5 protein-coding genes are annotated in these 5,912 nt (G+C 62.9%); 3 read left to right on the top strand and 2 right to left on the bottom strand.

Annotation, left to right across the window (positions count from 1 at the left end; all coding sequences use genetic code 11):
• Window positions 1–202: 202 nt before the first annotated feature.
• On the bottom strand, window positions 203–1,948 hold the full coding sequence (locus PHW99_RS07750) for a diguanylate cyclase (RefSeq protein ID WP_300175396.1): 1,746 nt from the start codon (window positions 1,946–1,948) through the stop codon (window positions 203–205).
• Window positions 1,945–2,943 carry an extracellular solute-binding protein gene (locus tag PHW99_RS07755; protein ID WP_300175398.1) on the bottom strand — a complete coding sequence of 333 codons (999 nt, stop codon included), beginning with the start codon at window positions 2,941–2,943 and terminating at the stop codon, window positions 1,945–1,947. Before PHW99_RS07755 ends, PHW99_RS07750 begins: the two co-directional genes overlap by 4 nt.
• Window positions 2,944–3,150: 207 nt before the next feature.
• On the opposite strand from PHW99_RS07755, the gene xseB reads away from it, so the two are divergent.
• From xseB to dxs, 3 genes are all read left to right on the top strand, one after another.
• Window positions 3,151–3,393 (top strand): exodeoxyribonuclease VII small subunit, encoded by a 243-nt coding sequence (gene xseB / locus PHW99_RS07760; protein ID WP_300175400.1) that lies wholly within the window; start codon window positions 3,151–3,153, stop codon window positions 3,391–3,393.
• On the top strand, window positions 3,390–4,325 hold the full coding sequence (locus PHW99_RS07765) for a polyprenyl synthetase family protein (RefSeq protein ID WP_300175402.1): 936 nt from the start codon (window positions 3,390–3,392) through the stop codon (window positions 4,323–4,325). The genes xseB and PHW99_RS07765 overlap by 4 nt, the downstream gene beginning before the upstream one ends.
• A 78-nt stretch (window positions 4,326–4,403) precedes the next feature.
• On the top strand, window positions 4,404–5,912 hold a 1,509-nt coding region (dxs, locus tag PHW99_RS07770; RefSeq protein ID WP_300175404.1), incomplete at its 3' end, for a 1-deoxy-D-xylulose-5-phosphate synthase.

Consider the following 5,912-nt stretch of genomic DNA (forward strand, 5'->3'; position numbering starts at 1 on the left):
AGTTGGCCAGTGGCCGGCTGCAGTTGAAGACTTAAATCAGACATGGGTGACCTGACCTAGACTCCCCACAGGGAGAGGCACACACAGGTGCCAATTGAAAGAAACCAGCCAGAGCTGGCGCAAAGGGACCGGATTGTAGCTTTGCCTGCGCCGTTGGCTGGACCGGGGCGGTCCAATGACCGCAGCAGGTACCGGACTTTGGTCAGGGCGCGCCAAGCGTTGGCGGGCTGGCGGGTTCGCAGACAAAGCCAAAATTGTTGCGGCTGTGCATCTTGATGCGGTACATGGCAGCGTCTGCACCGCTCATGAGCTGCTCGGCCGATTCGCCGTCCTGCGGGAACAGGCTGATGCCCATGCTCAACTCGATGGCGCGTTGGTGGGCGCCATAACACCAGGGCTGGAGCAGGCTGTCACGCAGTTTGCCGGCAATAGCGGCCACCTGGTCACGGTGGATCGGGCCGTCAAGCAACACCACAAACTCGTCGCCACCGAGCCGTCCCACGGTGTCGGTCTTGCGGGTGTTGGCCAGCAGCTTCTGGGCTACCCATTGCAGGGCCATGTCGCCGGCGTCGTGGCCCAACTGGTCATTGATCTGCTTGAAGTGGTCCATGTCGATGAACATCACCGCCAGCATCGTGTCGCTACGCTTGGCGCGTTCTACCGCGTTTTCCAGCCGCTCCATGAACAGGCGGCGGTTGGGCAGGCCGGTCAGCACGTCGTGGCGCGCCAGGTGTTCGAGTTCTTCCCGGTGCGCCTGCAATTGGGCAAACTGCCGCTGGATCTGGTTTTGCATATGCTGAAAACTGCGTGCCAGCAGCCCCAGCTCGTCGGCGCGATGCACCGGCAGCCCGGTAATGGGCCGGTCCGCAGCAAAATGCTGGACTGCCTCACTCATGGTGTTGAGCGGTTGGGTGATCCGCCGCGCCAGCAACAGGGCGAGCAAAAAGCCCGCCAGACCAAAACCCACAGCGATTTGCAGGATGGTGCGCCCCAGCTGGTCGGCCCGCGCCAGCACGCTGCTGCGGGGTTGTGCCAGGCCCAGGATCAGGCGGCTTTCGTCGCTGGGCACCTGGACGGTAGTGGCCACAAAAGTGGCCACTACCGGCGCATCGAGGTAGCGCCCGTCAGCGGCTTCCAGCACCACCTGGTGCTGCTGGCCGGTGACCAGCTCCCGGGTTGCCGGAAATTCCTCCTGCAACAGGACACGCTGGCCCCGGTCAAATCCAAAGGCCTTGCTGCGGTCCGGGTGGATCAAGAAGTCACCCTGCTGGTTGGCCAGAAACAGCTGGAATTCCTTGGGTAAATCGGCCGCCAGCTTGGCAAAAATGCCATTGAAATCAAGGTTGATCACCACCACCCCCAGGGCTTGGCCCTGGGCGTCGACCACCGGCGAGGCAAACTGGGCGGTGGGCTGCTCGGCACCGGCGTGAGCGCCGCGTTCATGGTTGATCACGATGCGCGACAGGTAGGTGCTGCCGGCTGGCAACTGCAAGGTGTCGGACACGTAGGGGTAATGGTTTTTCTCCTGCAGGTCATCCTCTTCGATACGCAGCAGCTGGGCGCCGTCCCGGTCCACCCTGACGCGCTCCAGCCCGCCATCGGCGGCCGATATCAGCCGGACCTGGAAGTAGCCCGGGTTGGCACGCATCAGCAGTTGGAACAGGGTGTTCAACTGGTCGGCCTGTGGCCCCTGGGCTGCCGGGGGTGTTTGCAGCAGCGCCAGGCTGGCCGGATGCCGGGCCAGCAGGGTCAAGTCACGCGACAGGTCCAGGCGCATGTCGGCAATACGCCGGGCGATCACCTGGGTGGCGGTCATCAGCTCGTCCTGGGTCGCACTCACCAGCAAATCACGGCTGGCCTGGTAGGCATACAGCCCGGTCAGGCCGGCGATCAGGCAACTGACCAGCGCCAGAAGGCCACTGAGTTTGGCGGCAATACCGAAGGTCATGGGGCCAGGACCCGACTGGCACGGTCCCCCGAGTAAATGCGTTCCCAGAGTTGATGCCGGCGCAGGCTGTCTTCCACCGGCTCCAGCCAGAGGATGCGGTCCTTGGCACGCAGATAAGGTGACTCAGAGACCGTGTTGGCCAGGCCCTGGCGGGTGACCAGCGCTTGGCTGGGTGCAGGTTCGAGCAGGTAATTGATCCAGGCATGGGCCAGCGCCGCATTTTTGGTCTGGCGTGTGATGGCCCAGGTATCCAGCCACGCCAGCGCGCCTTCCTTGGGGATGGCGTAAGCCACATCCACGCCCGCTGCCTTGAGCAACTGCACCTGTTGTGAGCCGTAGTTGGCCAGCATCAGGGCGGCCCGCTTGTGTTGGAACAGGGTGATGGACTCTTCCGGCTGGGTGTAGAAACCCAGGGCGTTGCGTCGCAGCGCAATCAAGCGCTCCACCGTCGGTGCCCATTGTGCCGGTCTGATCTGGAACGGGTCATTCAGCCCCAGGGACTGGGCGGCCAGGGTGAAGTTGTGGGAGCTGCCGTTGTACAACAGCACCTTGCCGCGATAGCGCGGGTCCCACAGTGCCTGCAGGGAGCTGGGCGGCTCCTTGATCTGCTGGCGGTCATAGATCAGGCCCATTTCAGAGTAGGTGTAGGGCACGCCATACACCTGGCCCTGATGCACCAGACCGGCAATGGCCTCCACCTGGCGAAAACGCGGCAATTGTCGCGAGATGTTGGGGATGGCCGTCCTGTTGATCGGGGCCACCAGGCCCTTCTGGATGTAACGCTGCAACTCGGCGGTGTTGACCGCAAAAACATCAAAGTCCCGCGCTTCGTTTTGGTTGACCCGCTGCCAGAGGGCATCGTCAAGGTCGATATAGGTCACTTCGACCTTGGCGCCGGTGCGGGCTTCAAACACCTTGACCAGGTCCGCGTCGGCGTACCCCGGCCAGCTCAGGACCCGCAGGGTATCGGTGGCGGCTATCGCGGGCCAGGTCATCAGCCAAAAAAGCAGAAACCTGAATAAACGCCCTGATGGCAGTGCTGGTTTCAGGCAACTCATGACGGCAAGAGGTTGTGGCAAAGCGGTAGTGGTGGTGTAACTGAATGTAACAGTAATCACTGGTTCTGTGGGGCTTTGGCGCAGGGGCACCACAGGTTCATAGCGCCTAAAATGGCAACTTTTCACCCGGGAGTATTGCGTTTTATGGCTACAGCCGCCAAACAAGGGCCCGCCGCACCGGCCAGCTATGAAGCCGCGTTACAGGAGCTGGAGCAACTGGTTGCCCGGCTGGAATCCGGGGATATGCCGCTGGAGCAACTTCTGTCCCAATACCAGCGGGGTGCCGCATTGCTGGCATTCTGCCGTGACCGCCTGGAGGCGGTGGAAGGCCAGGTCAAGCTGCTGGACCAGGGCGCCCTCAAAACCTGGACGCCCGACACACCATGACGGCTGCGTTTGATCTGAACCGCTGGATGGCTCTCCAGCTCGATGCTGTGGAGCGCGCCCTGGACTGCTGGGTCAATGTGGATGCCTCGGCCGACCTGGATCACCATGCACCAGCCGAGCTGATGGCGGCCATGCGTTACGCGGTGCTGGATGGCGGCAAACGCCTGCGCCCGCTGCTGGTGCTGGCGGCGTATGAAGCCGTCAGTGCCGGGCAGGGTGACGGCAGGGGGGCACAAGCCGCCTTGCGCGCGGCTTGTGCGGTGGAACTGATCCACGCCTACTCCCTGGTGCATGACGACATGCCGTGTATGGACAACGATGTGCTGCGCCGTGGCAAGCCAACGGTGCATGTGCAGTTTGGCCAGGCCAGTGCGCTGCTGGCCGGCGACGCCCTGCAGGCGCTGGCGTTTGAGTTGTTGACGCCGGAACCGGCCGTGATGCCCGACGCGCAACAGGCCAGGCTGTGCCGCCTGCTCTCGCGTGCGGCGGGCTGCACCGGCATGGCCGGCGGGCAGGCGATTGATTTGGCCAGCGTGGGCCTGCAGCTCACCGAGTCCCAGTTGCGCCAGATGCACCGCCTGAAAACCGGCGCCCTGCTGCAGGCCAGTGTCATGATGGGGGCCACCTGCAGCCAGACCACAGCGCTTGCCACGGCGGCGTTGCAGGAATTTGGCGCTGCCATCGGCTTGGCGTTCCAGGTGGTGGACGATATTCTGGACGTGACGGCCGATTCGGCCACGCTGGGCAAGACGGCGGGCAAGGATGCTGACTGTGACAAGCCCACCTATGTGTCGCTGATGGGGCTGGACCAGGCCACGGCCTACGCCAACGAATTGTTGGCCCAGGCGCTGGCGGCATTGGCCCGCAGCGGACTGGCAGATGTAGACGCCTTGCAGGCGCTGGCGGTCATGGTGGTACAACGCTCCCATTGACAGCTGGCCAAGAAAATAGATAAAAATTGCTTCTAGCCCGCATAAAATAAGCATCATTAGCTATAAAAAACAGAGCATATGCTAACCAATAATCCGTCTCCCCTGTTGCCCACCATCCATGTGCCGGACGATCTGCGGCGGTTGACGCGTGCGCAGCTCAAGCCGCTGGCCACCGAATTGCGGGCTTTTTTGCTGGACAGCGTGGCCAGGACCGGTGGGCACTTGAGCTCCAACCTGGGCACGGTCGAACTGACCGTGGCGCTGCACTATGTGTTCAACACCCCGCATGACCGCATCGTCTGGGATGTGGGCCACCAGACCTACCCGCACAAGATCCTGACCGGACGGCGTGAGCGCATGGCGTCCTTGCGCCAGCTGGGGGGCTTGAGCGGTTTTCCGCAACGCGCCGAGAGCGAGTTTGACGCCTTTGGCACAGCCCACTCCAGCACCTCGATTTCGGCGGCGCTGGGCATGGCGCTGGCCTCGCGTCTCAAGGGTGAAGAGCGGCACGCCATTGCCGTCATTGGCGACGGTGCCATGACTGCCGGCATGGCGTTTGAAGCGATGAACAACGCCGGCGTTTCCGATTGCAACCTGCTGGTGATCCTCAACGACAACGACATGTCGATCAGCCCGCCTGTGGGGGCACTCAACCGTTATCTGGCCAAGCTGTTGAGTGGCCAGTTTTACGCCGCCGCCAAGAACGCCAGCAAGACCGTGCTCAAGGGGGCGCCGCCGTTGTTTGAGCTGGCCCGGCGTTTTGAGGAGTCGGCCAAGGGCATGGTCAAACCGATCACCCTGTTTGAAAAATTCGGCTTCAACTACGTCGGCCCGATTGATGGCCACGACGTGGAAACCTTGGTGAGTGTGCTGGAAAACATCAAGCAGCTCAAAGGCCCGCAATTCCTGCATGTGGTGACCAAAAAGGGGCAGGGCTACAAACTGGCCGAGGCTGACCCGGTGGCCTACCACGGCCCCGGCAAGTTCGATCCGGCGGTGGGCCTGCAAACCAGCTGTACGCCTGCCAAGCAGACGTTCACCCAGGTGTTTGGCGACTGGTTGTGCGACATGGCGGCTGCCGATGACCGGCTGGTTGGCATCACCCCGGCCATGCGCGAGGGCTCGGGCATGGTGGCGTTCGAGCAGCGGTTTCCGACGCGTTTTTTTGACGTCGGCATTGCTGAGCAACACGCTGTGACCTTTGCTGCCGGCCTGGCCTGTGAAGGCCTGAAGCCGGTGGTGGCGATTTATTCGACCTTCCTGCAGCGGGCCTACGACCAGTTGATTCACGATGTGGCCATCCAGAACCTGCCGGTGGTGTTTGCGCTGGATCGTGCTGGTCTGGTGGGGGCTGATGGTGCCACCCACGCCGGGGCTTACGACATCGCCTTTCTGCGCTGCATCCCCAATGTCAGCGTGGCCTGTCCGGCCGATGAGAACGAATGCCGCCAGCTGCTTTGCACGGCTTATGCGCAGACCACCCCGGTGGCCGTGCGTTACCCGCGCGGCGCCGGGGCTGGAGTGCCGGTCAGCAGTGCGCTGGATGCCTTGCCGTTTGGCAAAGGCGAAGTTCGCCGCTCTGGCCGA

The sequence above is a fragment of the Rhodoferax sp. genome (assembly GCF_028689305.1).
In the GTDB taxonomy this organism is placed as follows: Bacteria; Pseudomonadota; Gammaproteobacteria; order Burkholderiales; family Burkholderiaceae_C; genus Rhodoferax.

Excerpts from the sequence above, each read along its gene's own strand:
- PHW99_RS07750 (WP_300175396.1), bottom strand. The coding sequence starts at position 1,948 with ATGACCTTCGGTATTGCCGCCAAACTCAGTGGCCTTCTGGCGCTGGTC.
- PHW99_RS07755 (WP_300175398.1), bottom strand. The coding sequence starts at position 2,943 with ATGACCTGGCCCGCGATAGCCGCCACCGATACCCTGCGGGTCCTGAGC.
- xseB (WP_300175400.1), top strand. The coding sequence starts at position 3,151 with ATGGCTACAGCCGCCAAACAAGGGCCCGCCGCACCGGCCAGCTATGAA.
- PHW99_RS07765 (WP_300175402.1), top strand. The coding sequence starts at position 3,390 with ATGACGGCTGCGTTTGATCTGAACCGCTGGATGGCTCTCCAGCTCGAT.